20 protein-coding genes, 1 tRNA gene and 1 pseudogene are annotated in these 23,806 nt (G+C 47.3%); 19 read left to right on the top strand and 3 right to left on the bottom strand.

Features of this window, described 5'->3' with window-relative positions; genetic code table 11:
- Positions 1 to 306, bottom strand: a pseudogene (locus tag AAGC78_RS16800) (TIGR04219 family outer membrane beta-barrel protein); the annotation flags it as partial.
- Positions 307 to 399: 93 nt separating this feature from the next.
- Complete coding sequence (locus AAGC78_RS16795; protein ID WP_435785256.1) at positions 400 to 1,293, bottom strand: LysR family transcriptional regulator; 894 nt, start codon at positions 1,291 to 1,293, stop codon at positions 400 to 402.
- Positions 1,294 to 1,456: 163 nt separating this feature from the next.
- Here AAGC78_RS16795 and leuC point away from each other — a divergent pair, with 163 nt between their 5' ends.
- From leuC to AAGC78_RS16700, 19 genes are all read left to right on the top strand, one after another.
- Complete coding sequence (leuC, locus tag AAGC78_RS16790) at positions 1,457 to 2,881, top strand: 3-isopropylmalate dehydratase large subunit (protein ID WP_435785255.1); 1,425 nt, start codon at positions 1,457 to 1,459, stop codon at positions 2,879 to 2,881.
- 11 nt (positions 2,882 to 2,892) lie between these two features.
- Positions 2,893 to 3,540, top strand: coding sequence for a 3-isopropylmalate dehydratase small subunit (leuD, locus tag AAGC78_RS16785; protein ID WP_435785254.1), 648 nt, complete (start codon positions 2,893 to 2,895; stop codon positions 3,538 to 3,540).
- Positions 3,541 to 3,564: 24 nt separating this feature from the next.
- A complete protein-coding gene (gene leuB, locus AAGC78_RS16780; RefSeq protein ID WP_435785253.1) occupies positions 3,565 to 4,641 on the top strand; it encodes a 3-isopropylmalate dehydrogenase in 1,077 nt (358 codons plus the stop codon).
- A 37-nt stretch (positions 4,642 to 4,678) separates the two neighbouring features.
- Positions 4,679 to 5,788, top strand: coding sequence for an aspartate-semialdehyde dehydrogenase (gene asd / locus AAGC78_RS16775; protein ID WP_435785252.1), 1,110 nt, complete (start codon positions 4,679 to 4,681; stop codon positions 5,786 to 5,788).
- Positions 5,789 to 6,150: 362 nt separating this feature from the next.
- On the top strand, positions 6,151 to 9,384 hold the full coding sequence (locus AAGC78_RS16770) for a FimV/HubP family polar landmark protein (protein WP_435785251.1): 3,234 nt from the start codon (positions 6,151 to 6,153) through the stop codon (positions 9,382 to 9,384).
- Between the two features lie 85 nt (positions 9,385 to 9,469).
- On the top strand, positions 9,470 to 10,363 hold the full coding sequence (gene truA, locus AAGC78_RS16765; RefSeq protein WP_435785250.1) for a tRNA pseudouridine(38-40) synthase TruA: 894 nt from the start codon (positions 9,470 to 9,472) through the stop codon (positions 10,361 to 10,363).
- Between the two features lie 132 nt (positions 10,364 to 10,495).
- Complete coding sequence (locus AAGC78_RS16760) at positions 10,496 to 11,122, top strand: phosphoribosylanthranilate isomerase (RefSeq protein ID WP_435785249.1); 627 nt, start codon at positions 10,496 to 10,498, stop codon at positions 11,120 to 11,122.
- 32 nt (positions 11,123 to 11,154) lie between these two features.
- Positions 11,155 to 12,381 (top strand): tryptophan synthase subunit beta, encoded by a 1,227-nt coding sequence (trpB, locus tag AAGC78_RS16755; RefSeq protein ID WP_435785248.1) that lies wholly within the window; start codon positions 11,155 to 11,157, stop codon positions 12,379 to 12,381.
- A gap of 68 nt (positions 12,382 to 12,449) precedes the next feature.
- On the top strand, positions 12,450 to 13,259 hold the full coding sequence (gene trpA / locus AAGC78_RS16750) for a tryptophan synthase subunit alpha (protein WP_435785247.1): 810 nt from the start codon (positions 12,450 to 12,452) through the stop codon (positions 13,257 to 13,259).
- 78 nt (positions 13,260 to 13,337) lie between these two features.
- Positions 13,338 to 14,198: an acetyl-CoA carboxylase, carboxyltransferase subunit beta gene (accD, locus tag AAGC78_RS16745; RefSeq protein ID WP_435785246.1), complete on the top strand. Its 861-nt coding sequence runs from the start codon at positions 13,338 to 13,340 to the stop codon at positions 14,196 to 14,198.
- Between the two features lie 20 nt (positions 14,199 to 14,218).
- Positions 14,219 to 15,502 (top strand): bifunctional tetrahydrofolate synthase/dihydrofolate synthase, encoded by a 1,284-nt coding sequence (folC, locus tag AAGC78_RS16740; RefSeq protein ID WP_435785245.1) that lies wholly within the window; start codon positions 14,219 to 14,221, stop codon positions 15,500 to 15,502.
- 55 nt (positions 15,503 to 15,557) lie between these two features.
- Complete coding sequence (locus AAGC78_RS16735) at positions 15,558 to 16,178, top strand: SPOR domain-containing protein (protein ID WP_435785244.1); 621 nt, start codon at positions 15,558 to 15,560, stop codon at positions 16,176 to 16,178.
- Positions 16,179 to 16,254: 76 nt separating this feature from the next.
- Positions 16,255 to 16,776: a CvpA family protein gene (locus AAGC78_RS16730; RefSeq protein WP_435785243.1), complete on the top strand. Its 522-nt coding sequence runs from the start codon at positions 16,255 to 16,257 to the stop codon at positions 16,774 to 16,776.
- A 28-nt stretch (positions 16,777 to 16,804) separates the two neighbouring features.
- Positions 16,805 to 18,334: an amidophosphoribosyltransferase gene (purF, locus tag AAGC78_RS16725; RefSeq protein ID WP_435785242.1), complete on the top strand. Its 1,530-nt coding sequence runs from the start codon at positions 16,805 to 16,807 to the stop codon at positions 18,332 to 18,334.
- Positions 18,335 to 18,352: 18 nt separating this feature from the next.
- On the top strand, positions 18,353 to 19,558 hold the full coding sequence (locus AAGC78_RS16720) for an O-succinylhomoserine sulfhydrylase (protein ID WP_435785241.1): 1,206 nt from the start codon (positions 18,353 to 18,355) through the stop codon (positions 19,556 to 19,558).
- Between the two features lie 84 nt (positions 19,559 to 19,642).
- Positions 19,643 to 19,719: transfer RNA gene (locus tag AAGC78_RS16715), tRNA-Val, on the top strand.
- A gap of 168 nt (positions 19,720 to 19,887) precedes the next feature.
- Positions 19,888 to 21,792: a molecular chaperone HtpG gene (gene htpG, locus AAGC78_RS16710; protein WP_435785240.1), complete on the top strand. Its 1,905-nt coding sequence runs from the start codon at positions 19,888 to 19,890 to the stop codon at positions 21,790 to 21,792.
- 160 nt (positions 21,793 to 21,952) lie between these two features.
- The gene (locus AAGC78_RS16705; protein WP_435785239.1) at positions 21,953 to 22,414 is read left to right on the top strand and encodes a methylglyoxal synthase; all 462 of its coding nucleotides are present in this window, start codon (positions 21,953 to 21,955) and stop codon (positions 22,412 to 22,414) included.
- A 208-nt stretch (positions 22,415 to 22,622) separates the two neighbouring features.
- Positions 22,623 to 22,838, top strand: coding sequence for a cold-shock protein (locus AAGC78_RS16700; RefSeq protein ID WP_133682220.1), 216 nt, complete (start codon positions 22,623 to 22,625; stop codon positions 22,836 to 22,838).
- A gap of 79 nt (positions 22,839 to 22,917) precedes the next feature.
- Here the strand turns inward: AAGC78_RS16700 and AAGC78_RS16695 are convergent, their stop codons facing one another.
- A complete protein-coding gene (locus AAGC78_RS16695) occupies positions 22,918 to 23,790 on the bottom strand; it encodes a CsiV family protein (protein ID WP_435785238.1) in 873 nt (290 codons plus the stop codon).
- Positions 23,791 to 23,806 lie beyond the last annotated feature (16 nt).

The following is a 23,806-nucleotide window of genomic DNA, read 5'->3' as shown; positions in this document are numbered from 1 at the left end:
GCCAATGCTGAAATTTTGGCTCAGAGTGCTTGTTTGTTCGCTGGTGATATCGTTATGTTGAACTTTGATGTTGGGAAAAAAAGGCACTGGATGTTCGAGTGCAATGTAGTAGTAAGTATTGTTGTCGTCATCCATGCCCAGATCTGCAGCTGAAGTTGCTGGCTTACCTGCGGAGCCGCTGTATTCTGTTTGCCAGGTTCCTGCTCCTGCATAAATACCAAAAATAGTATCCGCATTAGCGTGGCATGCAATGCCAAGAATAGCGGTGCTAATTGAGAGCTTAAGAAGGGGCGAAAAAAAATTCATAACATGATCCTGTTCTATAGGGAAAATCGGGTATCAGTCTACCCAAGCAGTAATGACAAATGTGTGGATTGAATATAAAAGTAAGGTAATTTTTTAAGGTGAGGTTGTTAATTGTTCGTGCTGGCTATTTTTTAATGAGTCCAGAAATACGCGCGCTGCATTATTTAACGTGCGTTGCCCGTGATGAATGTAGCCGAGTGGGCGCATAATCGGTGGATGTTCAACATCTAATGTGTGCAATTGGCTGTCAATAATTCGTCTGGGCAAAACGCCCCAGCCGAGCCCAATGCTCAGTAGCATTTTAATCGTGTCGAGATGGTTGGATACCATGCCGATATTGAGCGGCAATTGTTCGCGGTCAAATAAATTTTTGATCAGCTGTGTCGTGTAAGTGTTCGTATCCGGCATGATTGTCGGATGTTGGCTTAAATCGGCCAGCTGAAGATGCGGTTGCGTTGCAAGTGCATGGGTGGGCGAGACAACGAAGTGGAGTTGGTCGTGCCAGAGGGTTTCACTCTGGAGTCGTGCGTCCTGTTGAAGCGCGAGCGTAATAATGGCGATGTCGAATCTGCCTTGGAGTATTTCATGATAAGCCTGCTCCGAATCGAGAAAGTGTAAATCCAGTTTTACTTGGGGGTAACGCGTCGAAAAATCCCGCAAGTAGGGTGGTAAATAGTGCAGCCCCACATGGTGGCTGGTGGCGATACTCAGCTTGCCTTGAATATCTCCCTGTAAATCCGCAATCGCCCTCTGTGTAGCGGCGACCTCACCTAAAATTAACTTGGCTTTGCTTAACAGTAGCTGACCAGCTTGGGTTAAAGCGATTTGTCTGCCAATTCGGTCAAATAACGATGCTTTTAATTGTTCCTCTAACAGGGCTATGCGCTTGCTGATCGCTGGCTGAGTCAGATGTAAGCGCTCGGCAGCAGCAGAAAAAGAACCATGTTCGGCAATTGCAACAAAGGCATGTAAATGTTGAGTATCCATTGCTCTATTTTTAGTCTATTCCTTTTTGGAATGCAATATATAAAAAAGATAAATTTGTTTTATGGGTTGTCTGGACGTAAGATCGCGTTAATTGATTTGAATGTCAGGCGGGCGTTGATCTGCCGTATAAACACCGTGTAAGCCGATCTTTTGGAGATTCACCATGTCATCAGCTAAAACGCTTTACGACAAACTTTGGGATGCCCACCTCGTTCGCCAGAGCGACGACGGCTCAGCTCTCATTTATATAGACCGCCATATTGTTCACGAAGTGACCTCGCCGCAGGCATTTGATGGTTTGCGTATGGCTGGCCGTAAGCCTTGGCGCGTGGATTCAATCCTTGCGACGCCAGATCACAATGTGCCGACTACGCAGAAAGAGCGCGCCCACGGCGTGAAGGGGATCGAGGACCCGGTATCCTTGATTCAGGTGCAGACTCTTGATGATAACTGCGATGAATTCGGTATCGTTGAGTTCAAAATCAACGATCACCGTCAGGGTATTGTGCATGTGGTTGGCCCGGAAACTGGTGCCTGCTTGCCTGGTATGACCGTAGTTTGCGGTGATTCCCATACTGCAACCAACGGTGCCTTGGGCTCATTGGCGCACGGTATTGGTACCAGTGAGGTCGAGCATGTGATGGCGACTCAGTGTTTGGTCGCCAAAAAGATGAAAAACATGTTGATCAAAGTGGATGGCAAACTTGGCTTGGGTGTGACTCCAAAAGACGTTGTACTTGCCATCATCGCTAAAATCGGCACTGCGGGCGGCACTGGCTACGCAATGGAATTTGGCGGTCAAGTATTTCGCGATATGAGCATGGAAGGCCGTATGACGGTTTGTAACATGGCGATTGAAGCTGGCGCACGTGCCGGTATGGTTGCTGTGGATCAAACCACTATCGATTACGTGCAAGGCCGTACTTATGCGCCCAAGGGTGATTTGTGGGAAAGAGCTGTTGCTGATTGGAGAAACTATGTCAGCGATGAAGGTGCTCACTTTGACGCCGTAGTTGAAATTAACGGCGCTGAAATCAAGCCGCAAGTTAGTTGGGGGACTTCACCGGAAATGGTGGTGTCAGTTGAAGATAAAGTGCCTGATCCTGCTAATGAAGCTGATCCGGTTAAGCGCAACGATATGATTCGCGCATTGCAATACATGGGGTTGCAGGCGAACCAGCCGATTATCTCGATCCATGTGGATCGCGTATTTATCGGTTCTTGCACCAACTCGCGCATTGAAGATATTCGTGCCGCTGCAGAAGTTGTAAAAGGTCGTCAGAAGGCCGGCTCTGTTAAAGAGGCGATTGTTGTTCCCGGTTCTGGTGCTGTGAAGGCGCAAGCGGAAGCGGAAGGTTTGGACAAGATTTTTATCGCGGCAGGTTTGGAGTGGCGTGAACCTGGTTGTTCCATGTGTTTGGCAATGAATGCCGACAAGCTCGGGGCTGGAGAACATTGCGCTTCTACGTCAAACCGCAATTTCGAAGGTCGTCAGGGTTACGGTGGCCGCACGCATTTGGTGAGTCCTGCGATGGCAGCAGCAGCAGCGATTGCCGGTCATTTTGTTGATGTTCGCACATTTAACTAAAGGGGCACAGCATGAAAAGTTTTACCGTATTGCAAGGCATCGCTGCTCCTATGGATCGCGCGAATGTCGACACAGATATGATTATCCCAAAACAATTTTTGAAATCCATCAAGCGTACTGGCTTTGGCAAAAACTTGTTTGATGAATTGCGTTATCTCGATGAAGGCAAGCCCGACCAAAGTTGCGAGGGGCGTCCGGTGAATACCGAGTTCCCGCTGAATTTTCCGCGTTATAAAAATGCCAGTGTTTTGCTCGCACGCGAAAACTTTGGTTGTGGCTCCAGTCGTGAGCATGCGCCTTGGGCATTGGATGATTACGGCTTTCGTAGCGTCATTGCTCCAAGTTTTGCCGATATTTTCTTCAACAACTGTTTCAAAAATGGATTGTTACCTATCATCTTGAACGAAGAGATTGTCGATAAACTGTTTAAAGAAATGTACGCAACTGAAGGTTATCAATTAATCATTGATTTGCCTGCGCAAGTAGTCAAAACCCCAAGTGGTGAAGCCTTTTCATTTGAAATCGACGCCTTCCGTAAGCACTGCTTGTTGAATGGTTTTGATGATATAGGTTTAACGCTCGAGCATGCAGATGCTATTCGCGCCTATGAAGCCAAAAAGCGTGTAGAGACGCCTTGGTTATTCGACGTAGTGAAATAAATATTTTTTTAATTGGAGTGTCCTGTGGGAAAGCATATTTTAATTCTGGAAGGTGATGGTATAGGTCCGGAAATCGTTAAAGAAGCGCGTAAAGTGCTGGATGTGGTTAATGCGAAATTCGATCTGGGTTTAACTTTTGAAAATGAATTGATGGGTGGCTGTGCGATTGATGTGCACGGTGTTCCTTTGGCAGATTCTACGCTCGAACGTGCGCGCCAAGCGGATGCGATTTTGTTGGGTGCGGTTGGTGGTCCCAAGTGGGATAAGCTGGATCGTTCAATTCGCCCGGAAAAAGGCTTACTGAAAATCCGTTCGCAATTGGGTTTGTATGCAAACCTGCGTCCGGCGTTGTTGTATCCGCAATTGGTGGATGCATCTTCGCTGAAACCGGAAGTGGTTTCTGGTTTAGATATTTTGATTGTACGCGAATTGGCCGGTGGTATTTATTTTGGTGAGCCACGTGGGATTCGTGTATTGGAAAATGGTGAGCGCGAAGGCTACAACACCTATAAGTACTCCGAGAGCGAAATCATTCGTATTGGTCGTACGGCATTTGAAATGGCGCGCAAGCGTAATGGCAAGGTGTGTTCTGTCGATAAGGCAAACGTACTTGAAGCCACTATGCTGTGGCGCGAGGTGATGGATACCTTGCACAAAGAGTATCCAGACGTAGAGTTGTCGCATATGTATGTTGATAACGCTGCGATGCAGTTGGTTCGCGCACCAAAACAGTTTGATGTGTTGGTGACTGGAAACATGTTTGGTGATATTTTATCCGATGCTGCTGCTATGTTGACGGGTTCAATCGGTATGCTGCCGTCGGCGTCTTTAGATAAAGATGGTCGTGGTATGTATGAGCCTTGTCATGGTTCTGCGCCGGACATCGCCGGGCAGGGTATTGCTAATCCGCTCGCAACTATTTTGTCGGTATCGATGATGTTGCGTTATTCGCTCGGATATCCGCAAGTTGCAGATGCAATTGAAGTGGCAGTTGGTAAGGTGCTGGATCAAGGTTTCCGCACGGCCGATATTTATACTGAAGGTACGACCAAAGTATCTACCTCGCAAATGGGCGATGCTGTTGTTGCAGCGCTTGCCTAATCATCATTAGCGTATGAATTGTTAAAGAGAGACGGAAATGAAAGTAGGTTTTGTAGGTTGGCGCGGTATGGTGGGCTCCGTATTGATGGAGCGTATGCAATCAGAAAATGATTTTGCTGATATCGAGCCAGTATTTTTCACCACCTCCAATGTTGGTGGTGCTGCGCCGGCGGTAGCTGCTGGTTTGCCTGCATTGAAAGATGCGTATTCTGTAGATGATCTTAAGCAACTGAATGTGATTGTGACCTGTCAGGGTGGCGATTACACCAACGAAATTTTCCCGAAATTGCGCTCTTCCGGCTGGAATGGCTACTGGATTGATGCTGCTTCAAGTCTGCGTATGGAAGATGACGCCGTTATTATCCTTGATCCAGTTAATCAGGGTGTTATTGATTCGGCGCTGAAGAAAGGTGTTAAGAACTTTATTGGTGGTAACTGCACTAACTCGATCATGCTGATGGGTGTTGGTGGTCTGTTCCATGCCGGTCTGGTGGATTGGGTTAGCTCTATGACCTATCAGGCTGCGTCGGGCGGCGGTGCTAATCACATGCGCGAATTGTTGAAAGGTATGGGTGTGATTAACAGTGCTGTGGCTGATGAGCTGGCAACGCCTTCTTCCGCCATTTTGGATATCGACAGAAAAGTGGCTAACACTATTCGTAATGATGTGCCGCGCGAATTCTTCCCGGCTCCTTTGGCTGGTGGCCTGATTCCATGGATTGACAAGCAATTGGATAATGGTCAGTCAAAAGAAGAGTGGAAAGGGCAGGCTGAAGTTAATAAAATTTTGGGCAATGATGACACTATTCCAGTTGATGGTCTGTGTGTGCGCATTGGTGCTATGCGCTGCCATAGCTTGGCTTTGACCATTAAGCTCAAAAAAGACCTGCCGCTTGCTGAGATTGAGTCCATTATCAAGTCGGGTAATGATTGGGTGAAGTTCGTGCCAAATGACCGCAGTATCACTGAGCAAGAGTTGACTCCTGCTTCAATTACTGGCGGTCTCAAGATCGGTGTTGGTCGAGTGCGCAAGTTGAATATGGGGCCAGAATATGTCTCTGCCTTCGTGATTGGCGATCAATTGTTGTGGGGAGCGGCAGAGCCTCTGCGTCGTATGTTGCGCATCCTCCTCAATGAGGCCAAATAAGCTCCCAAGTGATTTTTACTCCTGAAAAAATTAAACCCCAAGGCTGTTTCAGTCTTGGGGTTTTTTCTTTTTATAACCATTTGGGGGGTAAACAAGGATTTAAATGTCAGTCATTTTTCACATTTTTGTAAAAACATACCGGCAAATTATCAAAAAAGCGGCTTTGTTGTGGCTTTGTCAAGACCCCGAGTATTGATAAAAAGCTATTTATAATGAATACTTACGAACGATACTGAAGATTCATTCGAGGTTTTGTGCCTCTTCAACGTAGCGATCGACCCAAGTGTAATGCTGCGTTAATCAACTAAAATGTCTGGCTAATCATGTGCAATTCAGCCGTGGAATAATAAAAGGATAGCGCTATGCGTCTTCGTCAGTTGGTTTTAGCCTGTGGTCTTACTTCATTTGTGCTGTCGCCTTATGCGAGCGCTTTGGGGTTGGGTGAGGTTAAGCTCAAGTCAACGCTTAATCAGCCGTTGGAGGCCGAGGTCAAGCTGCTTGACACGCGTGATCTCACTGCAGAGCAGATTTTGGTCGCCTTGGCATCTCCTGCTGACTTTGAACGAAATGGTGTGGATCGCCTTTATTTCTATACCGAGCTTCAGTTTCGCGTAGATTTTGAGTCCTCTGATGGCCCCAAAGTTGTGATTACTTCTCGCAATCCTGTACGCGAACCCTATTTGAATTTCCTGATTGAGGCCCGTTGGACTGCTGGCCGCTTATTGCGTGAATACACATTGTTGATGGACTTGCCTACTTTTGATGAAGGAAGTTCTACCCGCGCTGCTCCTGCTCCTGCTGCAGCTACCAGCACCTCAACCCCGCAACCTCGAACTGCTCCGGTAGCGACAGCAACCCCCAGGGCAACGACTGAACCTGCTGTAAGCAGCCAGCCAAGACAGGCTGCACCGGTTGCTCGCAAGGCCAGTTTGAGTGGTAATGAATACGAAGTGCGGAGCAACGATACCCTGTGGGAGATAGCTCAGCGCGCACGTCCTGACTCAAGCGTTTCTGTTCATCAAAGCATGATGGCACTTTATCGCGCCAATCCAGATGCCTTCATTAACGGTAATATCGATAGATTGCGCCGTGGGCAAGTGCTGCGTATCCCTGATGCCGCCGAGATGAGCTCGCTCGGTAAATCTGAGGCGGTCAGCCAATTTACGCAGGCTTCCGGTAATACTGAACAAGGTGCCCAGCTCAATGCATCGCGCCGTGCAAGTGCTACCCGTACTGAATCAACGGAAGTTAGTGGTCGCGTGAAATTGGCGGCACCTGCGGCTGGCACTAAAGGTAGTGGCCAGGGTAGTGGTGCAAATAATGGTTCCGGTAATGCGTTGGAGTCGGAGCTTGCAGGCACTTTGGAAGAGTTGGATAAATCCAAAGCAGAAAACACCGAGCTGAGTTCTCGTGTAAAAGATCTTGAAGCTCAAATCCAAACCATGGAGCGTTTGGTTGCTGTCAGTAATGAAAAGCTGCGCGCCCTGCAAGTTGCATCCGGTCAGGCAGCAGAAAGCGTTGCATCGGCTAAGGCTGCTGCTGTGTCTTCGGTGTCGGCACCGGCTGCCGAGACTGCGCCAGTTGCTACGGAAGCTGCTCCCGCAGTCGCAGAGGCTACATCTGCAGCTGCCTCCAGTGTAGCAGCGGCAGTTACTCCTCCGCCTTCAGCTACTCCAGCACCGGCACCAGCAAAAAAAGTTGTACCTCAGCCTGTTCCAGAGCCTACCTTGGTTGATACTGCAGTAGAAAATGCACCTTGGATTGGTCTGGGTGTTCTCGGCTTATTGGGCGCTGGTTATTTTGCTTATCGTCGTCGCAAGCAAGCAGAAGAAGAGCAAATTGAAGAGAGCGAAGATGTATTTGCCATAGATGACTCAGCTGGTACATACGACGAGCCAGTGGATGACGTAAATCATTTTAATGAAATTAACGAAACCTCTTTGTTTGAAGAGCAAAGCGAAACCACAACAGTTGCCGAAACAGGTGATGTTGTCGGTGAAGCGGATATTTACATTGCGTACGGCAAGTTAGATCAGGCTGAGGAGATGCTGGTCAACGCGCTGCAGAAAGACCCCACTTCAACTGATATCCGCATGAAACTGCTTGAGGTTTACGCCCAGCAGCAAAATGCCCCTGCGTTTGACAAGCATTACGCTGCGCTTTTACCGCTGGCGGGTGGCATGTTGTTGGCGCGTGCATCTGAGTTGCGTGAGGGAATTTCGGGGGCAGGTGAGTTCGATCCTGTCAGTGCTCCGAATGAATCCAGTCTTGATGAAGAATTAGATCAGTTTGCGTTGGATGATTTTAATCTGGACGATGATTTGACTGATGCGCCTGCAGCTGTTGCCAGTGCAGATGAGTCAGGCAGTTTTGACTTCGATCTTGATCTGGATGACGACGAGGCAAATCTGGGGTCATCTGTTGTCGATACATTGCCAGAAGAAACGGCAAATGAGTTTGAGTTGGATTTTGAAGGTGACGTAGCTGCTGCGTCTGAAGCTGATGATCTGTCTGAATTGTCCTTGGCGCTTGATGAGTTGGAAACCGATACTCTCCCGCAAGATGTTGAGGTAAAAGCGCCATCTATTGAAGATGAGTTTAATTTTGATCTTGATGATGATCTTCAGTTAAGCGATTCGGCTTCAGCGAGCATCCCGCCTGTGGCCACTGTGGAGCCAGAATCATTAGATGTGTCCGCTGATGATTTCAATTTGGATATGAACGTCGATGATGTTGATCTGGCTGCGCTTGATCATGAGATGGAAAGTCTCGACGTCGATTTTGAAGATGATTTGCTTGCCGAAAAGGCGCCCGTAAGTGAGTTCGAGCTTGATTTGGATGATGACTTCGAGCTGGCCACAGCTGAATCTTTGGACGGTGATTTATCTGCATCCAATCTAGATTTGACCGATGATTTGGATAAAGTGACTGAGGTTGGTGGTTCTGAGGTTGATAGTTTCGAGGCTGATGGTTTCGATCTTGATGACGATCTCAATCTTGATGATTCAGTTGTTGCGGTGGACACATCCGATGTGGCGGAGCTTGATAGTGATCTGCCAGATTTTGACTTGGATAATGAGCAAAGCTTCAGTCTTGATGATGCATCTTTGGAAAATGATGATTTTGATCTGGCTTCGCTTGAGAGTGAGCTCGGTGAGCTGGATACATCGACAGAACTTACCGGTAATGATTTTGCTAGCAATGATGCTCTCCCGGTTGATTTGGAATTGCACGATGAAATTCCGGCACCGGTAGAAGCTTCTGTTCAGGAGCCTGAATTGGCTGCTGATGAGGATCATGAAGAGGATTTGTTTGCTCAGGCGCTGTCAGATTTCTCGGGCGAATCTGATGATATCGATTTGAATGAATTCTCCAGCGATGAAGCCGCTTTGGCTGACCTGTCCGATGACGATATGGATGCAGAGTTGGATTTCCTTGCGGATGCTGATGAAGCTGCAACCAAGCTGGATCTTGCCCGCGCTTATATTGATATGGGTGATACCGAAGGCGCGAAAGACATCTTGTCTGAGGTGATTGGTGAGGGTAACGACGATCAGCGCAAAGAAGCTAATGAGTTGCTCGGCCGTATAGGTTAATTTCTGCTTGTTAAAAAAGCCTTGCATTCAGGTGCAAGGCTTTTTTATTTTTGTATCCCCAGATTTTGGTGGTGGTCCATTTTCGATGAGTCAAAACTACGTTCCTACATCCAAGCCTTATGCACGCAATGGTGAAGTGGTGGCTGATACCATTTGGCCGGAGGGGATGCATCGTATTGCATTGGGTATTGAGTATAAGGGAACCGATTATCACGGCTTTCAGGTTCAGCCAAATGGTGTCAAGACAGTGCAACAGGCACTTGAGAAGACGCTCTCTATTATTGCGGATGAGCCTGTGAGCCTGGTGTGCGCAGGGCGCACAGATGCCGGTGTGCATGCTACTAATCAAGTCATTCATTTTGATACCTTGGCGGTAAGGCCGGAAAAGGCCTGGTTGCGCGGTACTCGTCCGCATCTGCCGGACTCAGTGAGTGTTCGTTGGGTGAAAGAGGTTATCCCCCAATTTCATGCGCGTTTCAGTGCGCTTAATCGAACCTACCGTTACCTGATAACCGATGCGAAAACGCCGTCAGGCTTGCTTCACGATCAAGTTACCTGGTCGTCTCGGCCATTGAATGTTGATGTGATGAGAGAAGCTGCAAGCCATTTGGTTGGCCAGCATGATTTCACGTCTTTTCGCGCGACCCAGTGCCAGGCTAAAAGTCCAGTTCGTCGGATTGAATACTTGCACCTCGTGCGGCGTGGTGATTTGATCGTGTTAGAGGTACAGGCCAATGCATTTCTGCATCATATGGTGCGCAATATTGTCGGTGTTCTTATGGCCGTAGGCGCGGGCGATAAACCGGCCAGCTGGGTAGCAGATGTTTTGGCGGCACAGGATCGCAGTGCAGGCGGCGTTACCGCCAAGCCATTTGGACTTTATCTGGTTGGTGTTGATTATCCGGCTCAATTTGGCTTGCCTGTTAGCGCACCGGGGCCATTATTTTTTGCCGAACCTTTGGGTGGCTTTGCACCTTAAGGTTGAATCTGGAGCCGTGGTTTTGCGGCTTTTCACTATAAGTTCTGTTATTATCCCCGCCTAATTTTTGATGCATCTCCCTTTTTTGATACTCATTTGAGCGTGAATGATTAGCCGTTGGAGAGTAAGCGTTTGTCTCGATCGCGAGTAAAGATCTGTGGTATTACCAACGTTGATGATGCGAGAGCTGTCGTCGATGCGGGTGCCGATGCGTTGGGATTGGTGTTTTATCCTGCCAGCCCGCGTGCGGTCACGCTTGAACAAGCGCGCGAAATTGCATTTGTGGCAGGCCCTTTTACGGTAGTGACCGGTTTATTTGTAAATGCTGCCCCTGAGTTTATGGCAGCAGTATTGGCGCAGGTGCCATTGCAACTGCTGCAGTTCCATGGTGATGAAACGCCAGACTATTGTGAATCGTTTCAGCGCCCTTATATGAAAGCAATCCGGATGCGGCCAGAATTGGACGTCGCTGCAGAGATCGCTAACTACCCAGGCGCGTCGGGCATTCTGTTGGATGCATATCGACCTGGAATACCCGGGGGTACTGGCGAAACATTCGATTGGGCGCGGGTGCCACAATCACCGGGCAAGCCGATTATCCTCGCCGGTGGTTTAACGTCAGCAAATGTGGCGGACGCTATCCATACAACCCATGTGTATGGGGTGGATGTGAGCGGTGGTGTAGAATCGGCACCCGGTAAAAAAGATCATGGCAAAATAATGTCTTTTATCAATAACGCTCGGCTTGCGGTGTATTAACTGCAGGCCAGCTTCTTACAGGTGATTAAACGGTGAGCAATACTGAGCAGTATTCCGGCATTGATTACAATGCTTTTCCCGATGCGGAAGGTCACTTCGGTCCATACGGCGGCCGCTTTGTTTCCGAGACGTTGATATACGCCCTCGATGAACTTCAATCCATTTACTCTAACTTGAAAGATGACCCTGGCTTTCAAGCTGAATTCGATAAAGACATGGCCCACTATGTTGGCCGTCCGTCACCTTTGTACCTTGCTGAGCGCTGGACCCGTGAACTAGGCGGCGCGCAAATCTATTTGAAGCGTGAGGATCTTAATCACACTGGCGCACACAAAGTTAACAACACCATTGGTCAGGCGTTGCTTGCAAAATTCACCGGGAAATCCCGCGTGATTGCCGAGACTGGTGCCGGTCAGCATGGTGTTGCCACTGCCACTGTGGCTGCGCGTTTAGGTTTGAAGTGCCGTGTTTATATGGGCGCTGAAGATGTGAAGCGTCAGGCGCTTAATGTGTACCGTATGAAGTTGCTAGGCGCGGAAGTGTTTCCGGTAACCTCAGGTTCACGCACGTTAAAAGATGCAATGAATGAAGCCATGCGCGATTGGGCGACCAATGTGGATGACACGTTTTACATTATCGGTACTGTTGCCGGCCCGCATCCTTATCCACAATTGGTACGTGACTTCCAGTCGATTATCGGTCGTGAAGCGCGTCGTCAGTGCTTGGAACAAGCTGGTCGTTTGCCAGATGCGCTGGTCGCTTGTGTGGGCGGCGGTTCTAACGCCATTGGTTTATTTCATCCGTTCCTTACCGACGAATCAGTCAAAATGTACGGTGTTGAAGCGGGCGGTTTGGGTATAGAAACAGGTAAGCACGCTGCGCCACTCAATAAAGGTATTCCGGGGGTTTTGCACGGAAATCGCACTTATTTAATGGAAGACGAAAACGGCCAGATCATCGAGACCCACTCGGTTTCAGCAGGTTTGGATTATCCCGGTGTTGGCCCTGAGCACTCATGGTTGAAAGATATTGGTCGCGTTAATTATGTTGCGATCAATGATGACGAGGCGCTTGCTGCATTCCGTAAGGTCACTAAAACGGAAGGCATTATGCCGGCATTGGAATCCAGCCACGCCTTGGCCTACGTAGAAAAGCTGGCGCCAACCATGAGTAAAGATCAAATTATTATCGCCAACCTTTCTGGTCGTGGGGATAAAGATATTTTGACTGTGGCGGGATTAGACGGCATTACCGTCTAACACCAGCAAGGGTTGATAAGTTTTCAAGAAATCGCTGCTGCGGCGGCAGATATAATCAGGAATTGTCGATGAGTCGTATTTCCCAGCAGTTAAGCCAAGCCAAAGCGGCGGGCAAAAAAATATTAGTGGCTTATGTGGTTAATGGTGATCCTTATCCTCAAGCGACCTTACCAACTCTGCATGCATTGGTAGAGCAGGGTGTAGATGTCATTGAGTTAGGTGTACCTTTTTCTGATCCTATGGCCGAAGGGCCGGTTATTCAAAAAAGCCATGAGCGCGCACTTGAGCACAACATCAGCTTAAGAGGCACTTTGGATGTCGTTAAGCAATTTCGCGCTACCAACAACGTTACTCCAGTAGTGTTGATGGGATATGCCAACCCGGTTGAGCGATTTGGTTACGCGGAGTTCGCAAAAGCTGCTGCTGAATCAGGTGTTGATGGTTTGTTAACCGTAGATCTTCCGCCAGAAGAAGTGGTGACGTTAAAGCGCGAGCTTGACACCTATGGTTTGGATAATATTTTCTTGTTAGCTCCAACCACTACAGTGGAACGCGCACAAAAAATTGCCAGTCATGCAAGTGGCTTTCTCTATTACGTTTCACTGAAAGGCGTTACCGGTGCAGGCCATTTGGATGTGGATGCGGTAAAAGAAAAACTGAACAGCTTCGGTCAATTAAAAGATCTGCCTGTATGTGTGGGTTTTGGTATTAAAGATCCCGCTACCGCAAAAGCAGTTGCAAGCTTGGCTGACGGTGTTGTTGTGGGAAGCGTGTTGGTCGATAAAATGGGCAGTATGGTAGATAAAAGTGCCGATGAAATTGCAGCGGCTGTTGGTGATATCGCCGGCGGTATTCGCGCAGCTATAGATTCTATTTGATAGTTAAAAAATTTCGCCTGCTTGCTTCGGCAAGCAAGCCTACTCCATTAAATTGAAATAGAGCACAGAGAAGCAACCATGAGTTGGTTAGATAAAATTATTCCAAGTATTTCCCGCACTGATACCAAGCGCAGCAACAAAGTGCCAGAAGGTTTGTGGGAAAAATGTGTCAAATGTGATGCTGTTTTATACAAGCCAGAAATGGAAAAAACGCTCGACGTTTGTCCGAAGTGCGATCATCACATGCGTGTTGGTGCGCGTTCTCGTTTGAATATGTTTTTGGATCCGCAAAATCGGCAGGAGTTGGCGACAGATGTAGAACCAATTGATCGTCTGAAATTCAAAGATATTAAAAAATACAAAGACCGTCTAACTACGGCCCAAAAAGAAACTGGCGAAAAAGATGCATTGGTTGCAATGCGTGGCGAACTAAAAGGCATGCCTATCGTTGCAGTTGCATTTGAGTTCGCATTCCACGGTGGCTCGATGGGTTATGTAGTAGGTGAGCGTTTTACTCGCGCTGCAACCATCGCGCTAAAAGAAAATATTCCTTTTGTTTGTTTCTCCGCTACCGGCGGCGCGCGTATGCAAGAGGCGTTGATTTCGTTGATGCAAATGGCGAAAACAAGCGCGGTTATTGAACGTTTAAAAATGCAAGGCACTCCTTACATTTCAGTAATGACCGATCCTGTATACGGTGGTGTTTCTGCAAGCCTTGCATTGCTGGGTGATTTGAATATCTGTGAACCAGGTTCTCGTGCCGGTTTTGCTGGCCCAAGTATTATCGAGCAAACTATTCGCCAGAAATTGCCGAAAGGTTTTCAGCGCGCAGAGTTTTTGTTAGAGCATGGCGCCATCGATATGATTATTCATCGCCGTGACATGCGCGATAAATTGGCATCACTGTTGGCGAAGTTTACCCGCAAAGCCGCTGTTTAATTGCTATCTACTTTAACCCTATGCAATTGAATTCGCTTCCCGCTTGGTTGGATTGGTTGGAAAAAAACCATCCAACCGAAATCGATCTTGGTCTCGCCCGAATCACCTGTGTGGCCCAGCGAATGGGCTTGTTAACCACCAGTGCAAAAGTGATTACCGTTGCAGGCACAAACGGCAAAGGCTCTTGTGTAACTGCTACAGCAGCATTACTTGATGCTGCAGGACACTCTGTCGGTGTTTACACTTCTCCGCATTTACTTCATTACAACGAACGAATTGTCGTTAACGGTAAGCCTGTTGCTGACGAAGAAATTTGCTCTGCATTCGAGGCTATCTTTAATGCGTGCCAACAAGTATCACCTGATTATCCTGATTCTGTCAGCCTGACTTATTTTGAGTACGGTACTTTAGCTGCTCTGGAAATTTTTCGTCGCCGGCAAGTAAGTGCGATGGTGTTGGAGGTTGGGCTCGGTGGTCGTCTTGATGCAATAAATATTATTGATGCGGATGTCGCTGTGATTACCAGTATTGCGCTCGATCATATGGATTGGTTAGGCGATAACCGTGAAGCAATTGGTTATGAAAAGGCCGGGATAATGCGTGCGAACAGACCGGTAGTCTGTGCAGATTTTTATCCGCCCCAATCAATATTGGATCACGCACAAAAGCTTTCGGCTTCACTGTATCTAATAACGCGCGATTTCGGTTATTCAGTTAACGGTGATTCTGCGTGGGATTGGTGGAGTGACAGTTCGACGTTTGCTGCACAACCGCTTCCGCAACTGCCTTTGCCGAGCATCGCTGCGGCCTTGCAAGTGGGTAGACTTCTCGGTTTGGATTTGCTGCAGTTAGATGCCTTTTCCCGCGTAGCAGAATTGCGTGTTCCCGGTCGTTTTCAGTTGGTGCAGTGGCGCGAGCGGCAAGTCATTCTTGATGTTGCACACAACCCGGCTGCAACCGCTTATCTGGTTGAGCGTTTGGTGCAGACTGTTGCTGCCGATGCAAAAATCCATGGCATAGTGGCAATGATGGCTGATAAAGATCGCGCACAAAGCTTGTATAACCTAAAAGATCAGATCAACAGCTGGTATATCGCCGATTTATCCTTTATTCCGCGTGCGGCAAGTGTTGAACAATTGCAGCAGAATTTGGTCGATCTAGGGCGGGGGAGTCAGTATTCTGGCTCTGTTGCCAATTGTTTAGAGGCTGCTTACGAAAACTCCAATCAAGGCGATTGTATTCTTGTGTTTGGATCTTTTTATACAGTTGCCGCAGGTTTGCAGACGCTAAATGCAATGCCTTAGTGATGGTGTTTCATCGCATACGTTTTTATAACAGGTTTTTGTGCAGAGGTTTTAGGTGAGAGAATCCGTAAAACATCGATTAATTGGCGCAGCAGTTCTTGCAGCAATTGCCGTACTTTTCTTGCCCAGCTTTTTCAAGGATCGTCAGCAATACCAGGTTGATACCAGCTCCCATATTCCCGGTCGCCCGAGTATCACCGCTGTTGGTTTTAATGAGCCCAAGCGACCCGACGGAATTGAATCGGCACCTGCACCGGAAACTATGTTTGTTCCTGATGAAAGTGAAGCCGTTTCGGTTACCCAGATACCGCCCGCAGAAGAAGTTGCTCCAACTGCTGAAGTGGCTGCAATTGCATCATCTGCGCATGCCGTCTCTTCTAAATCTGTTTCCAGTGTTGCTGCAGTTCCGGAGCTCCCCTTAAATGCCCAAGGTTTACCGGATACTTGGGTAATTCAAGTGGCGAGCCTTAGTGCTCAAGAAGGGGCAAACAAATTGCGTGATCAATTGCAGGCGGAAGGTCATAAGGCTTACGTCCGTGCTGTTCCAAGTGCCAATGCGACTATTTATCGCGTATTTATTGGACCCAAGCAGGATAAGGCGCAGGCTATTGCGATCAAGACTCAATTAGACAAGCATCTGAAAGTGAATTCGCTTGTTTTACCCTTCAAACCCTAAAGCCATATTCTCACGCCTCTGTTAGAATGCGCGCCTCTGTAAACCTCTCATCAATGATTTTGGAGCGGACGGGCGAATGATTTGGGCTGATTGGGCCATTGTCGGGATTTTTTCCCTGTCCTGTTTGATCGGCTTGATTCGTGGTTTTATGCGTGAAGCCCTCTCATTAATAATCTGGGTTGCGGCAGTGCTTGTGGCCAAGGTGTTTGGCGGCCAACTTGAAATTCTGCTGGTCGACCAAATTGAATCACCCTCTGTGCGTATAATGACGGCTTATGCCGTTTTATTTATCGCGACTCTATTGCTGGGCGCTATGCTGAGTTATCTCATTGGTGCTTTGGTACGTGCTACAGGTCTGTCCGGCACTGATCGTCTTCTGGGAATGGTTTTTGGTGCGGCGCGCGCATTTATTATCGTGATGGCATTGTTGATTCTCTTGCCTGGTTTTATTCCGGTCAATGAAGAAGAGTGGTGGAAACAGTCACAATTAATTCCCCATTTCCTTGCGTGCGAGGAATGGGTCAGGACTGCTTATGACCAGCTTAGCCAGTGGTTAATGACATTGTTTGGCAGTGTTGAAAGCGGTCAAAAAGTTTAAAGTTGTTAATAGCTATTGAGGCAAACTTATGTGCGGCATTGTAGGTATTGTGGGTAAACGCGATGTGAATGTGCAACTTTACGATGCGTTGACCATCTTGCAGCACCGCGGTCAGGATGCCGCCGGTATGGTCACCTGCGAAAACGGACGCATGAGCCAGCAGAAGGCGAATGGTCTGGTGCAAGATGTATTTAGAACCCGCCATATGCAGCGCTTGCTCGGCACTATGGGGATCGGACATGTCCGCTATCCGACAGCAGGTAGCTCAGGTCCGGCATTGGCTCAACCTTTTTATGTTAACTCACCTTACGGTATTGCCCTTGCGCACAACGGCAACCTGACCAATGCCGATAAGCTCAACGAAGATATTTTCAAAACTGATTTGCGTCATGTAAATACTGATTCAGATTCAGAAGTATTGCTCAACGTATTTGCACATGAACTGCAAATGCAAGGCAAGCTCAACCCGACTGCCGACGATATGTTTGCCGCCGTTGCTGGTGTTCATAACCGTGTGACTGGTGGTTATGCAGTAGTAGCCTTGATCGCTAATTACGGCTTGGTTGCCTTCCGCGATCCAAACGGTATTCGCCCGTTAGTGTATGGCAAGCGTCAGTCGGAAGAGGGCGGCGTTGAATATATGGTTGCGTCTGAAAGCGTTGCGCTTGATGTGTTGGGCTTTGAGTTACTCGGTGATGTTGCACCGGGCGAGGCAGTTTATATCACTGAGGAAGGTGAATTAAATCGCCGCCAATGCGCTAAGTCACCACGTTTGACTCCGTGTATTTTTGAGCATGTATATTTTGCGCGTCCGGATTCCATTATGGATGGCATTTCGGTGTACAAAGCACGTTTGCGCCAAGGCGAAAAACTGGCCGAAAAAATTCTGCGCGAACGTCCGGATCATGACATTGATGTGGTTATTCCTATTCCGGATACCAGTCGCGTAGCAGGTCAGGCTCTCGCGCAAAAGCTGGGTGTAAAATTCCGCGAAGGTTTGGTGAAAAACCGTTACATCGGCCGAACCTTTATTATGCCTGGTCAGCAACAGCGTAAAAAATCCGTGCGCCAAAAGTTGAACCCAATTGAGTTGGAATTCAGAGACAAAATTGTATTGTTGGTAGATGACTCCATCGTACGCGGCACCACTTGTCAGCAAATTATCCAGATGGTGCGTGATGTAGGCGCGAAAAAAGTGTATTTCGCTTCGGCAGCACCTGCGGTGAAATATCCCAACGTATACGGTATCGATATGCCAACAACGACCGAGCTGATTGCCAGTGGTCGTAGTGAAGCGGAAGTGTGTGAAGAAATCGGCGCTGATTGGCTGATCTATCAAGATCTTGAGGATCTAATTGCTGCATCTGCCGAAGGCAATAGCAAAGTAACCGAATTTGATTGTGCCGTATTTAACGGCGAATACTGTGCTGGCGACGTTACTCCGGAATATTTGGAGAAGGTTGCAGCAGCGCGTAATGACAGTGCTAAATCAGGCAAGAAATCCGTCAAACAAATGGAGCTGCCAATTGGTTTACACAATGGTGCAGCGCGCGGATAAATTATTGAGTTGATGAGTATGGAAAAATTTGACGAACATTTAGCTGAGGATCCGTTGTTCGGTGCAGCACTGGACACACTCGCGATTCGCGCCGGGCAATCGCGCTCGCATGAAGGTGAGCACAGCGAAGCCTTGTTTCTCACTTCAAGCTATGTTTTCGCGAGCGCACAAGAAGCAGCTGATCGTTTCTCGGGTGAGCAACCGGGCAACGTTTATTCGCGCTATACCAATCCAACTGTGCGTATGTTTGAAGAGCGTATCGCCGCGTTGGAAGGTGCAGAATCAGCAGTTGGAACTTCATCCGGTATGGCGGCAATTTTGTCGACCTGCATTGCGCTACTGAAATCCGGTGATCACATCTTATGTTCGCGCAGCGTGTTTGGTACAACAACCGTGCTCTTCACCAAATTTTTACAAAAGTTTGGTGTGACTACGACCTTTGTTAATCCAACTGATTTTGCGCAGTGGGAGTCGGGTTTTACCGCCAATACCAAATTGGTTTTTGTTGAGACTCCATCAAACCCTTTGTGCGATGTAATTGATATTCAACGCCTTGCTGATTTAACTCATGCTCGCGGTGCGTTACTGGCGGTCGATAATTGCTTCTGCACACCAGCATTGCAAAAACCATTGGCGTTTGGGGCGGATTTAATTATTCATTCCGCCACTAAATATATTGATGGTCAAGGTCGCTGCCTCGGTGGTGTTGTCGCTGGCTCAAAAAAATACGTAGATGAAGTGCTCGGTTTTATTCGCAGCGCCGGACCAACCATGAGTCCATTTAACGCATGGGTATTTTTAAAAGGCCTTGAGACATTACGCCTGCGGATGGAAGCCCACTCGCGTAATGCATTGGAATTGGCGCAATGGCTCAATGCACATCCCAATGTGGAAAAAGTGTTTTATGCCGGGTTACCAAGTCATGTGGGTCATGAGTTAGCGGCCAAGCAGCAAACCGCTTTTGGTGGTGTTTTATCGTTCCGTGTAAAAGGTGGAAGAGACGAAGCTTGGAAGGTTATCGATGCAACACGCATCATGTCGCTTACCGCTAATTTGGGCGATACCAAAACCACTATCGTCCATCCGGCAACCACTACACATGGTCGTTTGTCGCCAGAGCAAAAAGCTGACGCAGGCATTACCGAAAACCTGATTCGTATTGCCGTTGGTTTGGAAGATATTGGTGATTTAAAAGCCGATCTTGCACGCGGCTTGGGTCAATGATTCGCAGTGAATAGGGAAGGGTGCAAAAAAGTCATTTTGGGTCTTGTCCTTGCGGATTCACCTTGGTAAAGTGCGCCCCTCTTTAGGACTATAGCTCAGTTGGTTAGAGCACCACCTTGACATGGTGGGGGTCAGCAGTTCGAGTCTGCTTAGTCCTACCAAAATCGTTAAAAAAGCCGCTTTTTAGCGGCTTTTTTATTGTCTGAATTTTCTCCCTCTCTTTTATACCCTTGAATTCCTTAAGGCTTACCCCATCTAGTGGACATCTCCGCCGTTACTGGCGGTTGTTATTCGTTCACACCTTTGTGTATGTACCCAGGAGTTAGAAAATGACCGTTGATGCCCGCAAAGAAACCCGTGGCTTTCAGACAGAAGCCAAGCAGTTGCTGCATTTGATGATTCACTCGTTATATTCAAACAAGGAAATTTTCCTGCGTGAGCTGGTATCCAATGCGTCGGATGCGGCTGATAAATTGCGTTTTGAAGCGGTATCAAATGGTGATTTATACGAAAGTGATACGGAATTAAAAATTCGCATCAGTTTCGATAAAGATGCAAAGACACTGACCATCAGCGATAACGGCATAGGTATGTCGCGCGATGAAGTGATTGAAAACCTGGGTACTATCGCCAAATCAGGCACTGCGCAATTTATGCAAAAATTGTCTGGCGACCAGAAAAAAGATGCGCAATTGATTGGTCAATTTGGTGTTGGTTTTTACTCTGCATTTATTGTTGCCGACAAAGTTGTCGTAACAACTCGCCGCGCAGGTGCGCCCGCAAATGAAGCAGTGCGCTGGGAATGTACCGGTGATGCAGAGTTTACGGTTGAGTCAGTGGAAAAAGCTGATCGCGGTATGACGATTGAGTTGCATCTGAAAGATGATGCGTTGGAATTTGCTGATCACTGGCGTTTGCGTTCTATCATCAAAAAATATTCTGACCATATCGCAATTCCGGTGGTAATGAAAAAACAAACTCCTGCTGGTGAGGATGCTGCAACAGCAGAGCCAGAGGATGAAGTTATCAATACCGCTACTGCGCTTTGGACTCGCTCACGTTCAGAAGTGACTGACGAAGAATACAAAGAATTTTATAAGCATGTGAGCCATGATTTTACCGATCCACTGAGCTGGAGCCACAACCGCGTGGAAGGTAATCTGGATTACACCAGTATGTTGTTCATTCCTGCGCGTGCACCTTATGACTTATACAATCGTGATGCTTCGCGTGGTTTGAAATTGTATGTGCAACGCACCTTTATTATGGATGATGCGGAACAATTCCTGCCGTTGTACCTTCGTTTTATCAAAGGGGTAGTGGACTCTAACGATTTGAGTTTGAACGTCTCCCGCGAAATCCTGCAAAAAGATCCTAACATCGACAGCATGCGTTCGGCCTTGACCAAACGGGTATTGGATATGCTGGCGAAACTGGCGAAAAGTGAACCGGAAAATTACAGCATTTTCTGGAAAGAATTTGGCCAAGTCATTAAAGAAGGTCCGGCAGAAGATTTTGCTAACCGCGAAAAAATTGCCAAGCTGCTGCGTTTTGCCTCAACCCATACTGATACTGCCGAGCAGAACCAATCGCTTGACGATTATGTGGCGCGGATGAAAGAAGGGCAGGAGAAAATTTATTATATCGCCGCCGAAAATTTCAACACTGCAAAAAGCAGCCCGCATCTTGAGGTTTTTCGCAAGAAAGGCATTGAAGTATTGTTGTTGAGTGATCGCGTTGACGAATGGTTGATGAGCCACTTGGCTGAGTTCGATGGCAAATCTTTGCAAGATGTAGGTAAGGGTGAACTCGATTTAGGTAAGCTCGACAGCGAAGAGGAAAAGCAAGCGCAAGAAAAAGTGGCGGAAGCCTTGAAACCATTATTAGAGCGCGCAAAAACAGCATTGGAGGATCAAGTATCCGAAGTGCGCATTACCCACCGTCTGACAGATTCTCCGGCTTGTGTTGTTGTAGGTGATCACGACATGGGCGCACAAATGCGTCGCATCCTTGAAGCTGCAGGACAAAAAGTGCCTGAGTCCAAGCCTATTTTTGAGCTAAACCCTGAGCATCCTTTAGTGAAAAAACTGGAACAGGAAACTAGCGACGAACGTTTTGGTGATTTGGCGCATATCCTGTTTGACCAAGCGAATCTCGCTGAGGGGGCACAGCTGCAAGACCCGGCAGCTTATGTGCAACGTCTTAACAAATTATTGTTAGAGTTAAGTCATTAAGTATTAGTCATTCTTACTGCTGTGATTTTTTTACAGCTGTTATTGAAGATGGCCTTGTCTGAGTGATTCTGTCTATACTCAGGCAAGGTCATTTTTTTTACTGATAAATTAGTTGCTAGCGATTTAATTCCTCACTTTATGAATTAACCGGGTGGATTTTATGGAATACAAAGAAATAAGTTTGCCGGCCGCAAAATCGATTGCATTGGTTGCGCATGACAATCGAAAAAAAGATCTTTTAGCCTGGTGTAAAAAGCATCGCGCAGATCTTAGTTTGCATACACTTTTCGCTACAGGAACCACGGGTACACTGATAGAAAATGAAACCGGTTTACCCATTACCAAGCTTATTTCCGGCCCCTTAGGCGGGGATCAGCAAGTGGGTGCGTTAATCACTGAAGGCAAGCTGGATATGTTAATTTTTTTCTGGGATCCCTTCGAACCAATGCCACATGACCCTGATGTAAAAGCCTTGCTGCGCATTGCAGCGGTGTGGAATATCCCGATTGCTTGCAACCAAAGCTCAGCTGATTTTATGGTGTCATCGCCGCTTTTTAACGGTGAATCCCAACATTGGGTGCCGGATTATGCGGCTTACATGGCGAAACGTGCATTAGCCTAGCTTTTTTGTCGATGAATGTGCCTACTTGGGCAAATAAGCGACAAAAAAATCACCTCTTATTTCCAAGTTTTGTTAATATCTGTTAACGCGGGTTTTTTAGTTCTATTAACCCGGTTTTGGATAGCGGCTAGCCTGTTGCGCTGGCGATCAACGGATGAAGCAAACCGAGCAAATAACAATAAGCAGCAAGGCTGTAGAGGTGTTTCATATGGCAGATCGTGAAATGGGCACTGTTAAATGGTTTAACAACGTGCGTGGATACGGTTTCATAACCAGAGGAGAAGGAGGCGAGGATATTTTTGTGCATTACCGAAATATCCGTGCGGAAGGTTACCGCTCATTGGCTGAAGGTCAAAATGTTGAATTTCAGTTACAACAAGGTGATAAGGGCTTACAAGCGGAAGATGTAGTACTGCTGGGCTGATGTAAACTTCACTTATGTATTAAATAAAAACACCGGCAATTGCCGGTGTTTTTATTTGTACGTAGAAAATTGCGTGTAATTATTCAGCGCTGCTTACAGACGGTGTAGCTACTGGAGGATAAGGTGTTATCTGAATAATAATGCCCACCACCGGATGATCTATGTAGTGAATTTCATTGCTGCGCATATCGCGCTCCTGTTGCAGCAAAATAATATTGCTTGTATTAAAAGCACTGCCTTGTGTTGTCGATGAATTACTTTCCTGTTGCTGCGCTTTGTCATTGGCAAGGGCTTGTTCCAATTCCATTTCTGAATCAGCGGATAATGTATTTGCAGTTGCTGCTACTTTAGTGGGTGGTACTGGTAATTCTGGCCATTTTACGCTTGGTTCTGTACCTGTATTACTTTCAAATTGTGCAAACCATAAATTGGTTTGCAATTCCAGATAAGTGGCAACGCTTAAGCGAATGCTACCTTCAAGCGATTGGTGTTGGCCGAATGTTTGTCCGCCAGTGATGATGATAGATTTTGCACTATTTTTATTGGTGATGACTTGGCGCCAGGCATTGTGAAATAACACTTCGTTGCGTCCACTGCGCTGCAGCTTTTGTGCTTGTGCATTCAGCAGTCGCTCGTTGGCGGGCAACATGTAAAATTGTTCTTTGGTGGTATCAATACCCGAGCCTGAGCTTTTCAATTCAACCCAATTACTTGGGTAGCGCAATTTGATATTGCTGGGCCAGTGCTCCTGATTGTTGCTGTCGTTGCGCGCGAACACAATCATTTCGACTTGATACCAACCTTCATGATTGCTAAAAGTAGCCGTCGGCTGTTGTTGGGCATTTGCTGTTGTGGTGTAGAGGCTAGTACTTATCACCAGTAAAACAGTCGACTGGATCAGTCTGTTTGTTCTGCAGCCAAATAAAAAAGCAGCCAAATTTTTTAATAACATATTAAGTTCCTGAATG

The organism is Cellvibrio sp., from assembly GCF_039207905.1.
GTDB lineage: Bacteria > Pseudomonadota > Gammaproteobacteria > Pseudomonadales > Cellvibrionaceae > Cellvibrio.
This window is presented reverse-complemented; position numbering and strand designations above follow the sequence as displayed.

Excerpts from the sequence above, each read along its gene's own strand:
- AAGC78_RS16705 (WP_435785239.1), top strand. The coding sequence starts at position 21,953 with ATGGAATACAAAGAAATAAGTTTGCCGGCCGCAAAATCGATTGCATTG.
- accD (WP_435785246.1), top strand. The coding sequence starts at position 13,338 with ATGAGTTGGTTAGATAAAATTATTCCAAGTATTTCCCGCACTGATACC.
- AAGC78_RS16770 (WP_435785251.1), top strand. The coding sequence starts at position 6,151 with ATGCGTCTTCGTCAGTTGGTTTTAGCCTGTGGTCTTACTTCATTTGTG.
- AAGC78_RS16695 (WP_435785238.1), bottom strand. The coding sequence starts at position 23,790 with ATGTTATTAAAAAATTTGGCTGCTTTTTTATTTGGCTGCAGAACAAAC.
- AAGC78_RS16720 (WP_435785241.1), top strand. The coding sequence starts at position 18,353 with ATGGAAAAATTTGACGAACATTTAGCTGAGGATCCGTTGTTCGGTGCA.
- AAGC78_RS16730 (WP_435785243.1), top strand. The coding sequence starts at position 16,255 with ATGATTTGGGCTGATTGGGCCATTGTCGGGATTTTTTCCCTGTCCTGT.
- leuD (WP_435785254.1), top strand. The coding sequence starts at position 2,893 with ATGAAAAGTTTTACCGTATTGCAAGGCATCGCTGCTCCTATGGATCGC.
- trpA (WP_435785247.1), top strand. The coding sequence starts at position 12,450 with ATGAGTCGTATTTCCCAGCAGTTAAGCCAAGCCAAAGCGGCGGGCAAA.
- asd (WP_435785252.1), top strand. The coding sequence starts at position 4,679 with ATGAAAGTAGGTTTTGTAGGTTGGCGCGGTATGGTGGGCTCCGTATTG.
- AAGC78_RS16700 (WP_133682220.1), top strand. The coding sequence starts at position 22,623 with ATGGCAGATCGTGAAATGGGCACTGTTAAATGGTTTAACAACGTGCGT.
- purF (WP_435785242.1), top strand. The coding sequence starts at position 16,805 with ATGTGCGGCATTGTAGGTATTGTGGGTAAACGCGATGTGAATGTGCAA.
- truA (WP_435785250.1), top strand. The coding sequence starts at position 9,470 with ATGAGTCAAAACTACGTTCCTACATCCAAGCCTTATGCACGCAATGGT.
- leuC (WP_435785255.1), top strand. The coding sequence starts at position 1,457 with ATGTCATCAGCTAAAACGCTTTACGACAAACTTTGGGATGCCCACCTC.
- folC (WP_435785245.1), top strand. The coding sequence starts at position 14,219 with ATGCAATTGAATTCGCTTCCCGCTTGGTTGGATTGGTTGGAAAAAAAC.
- htpG (WP_435785240.1), top strand. The coding sequence starts at position 19,888 with ATGACCGTTGATGCCCGCAAAGAAACCCGTGGCTTTCAGACAGAAGCC.
- AAGC78_RS16795 (WP_435785256.1), bottom strand. The coding sequence starts at position 1,293 with ATGGATACTCAACATTTACATGCCTTTGTTGCAATTGCCGAACATGGT.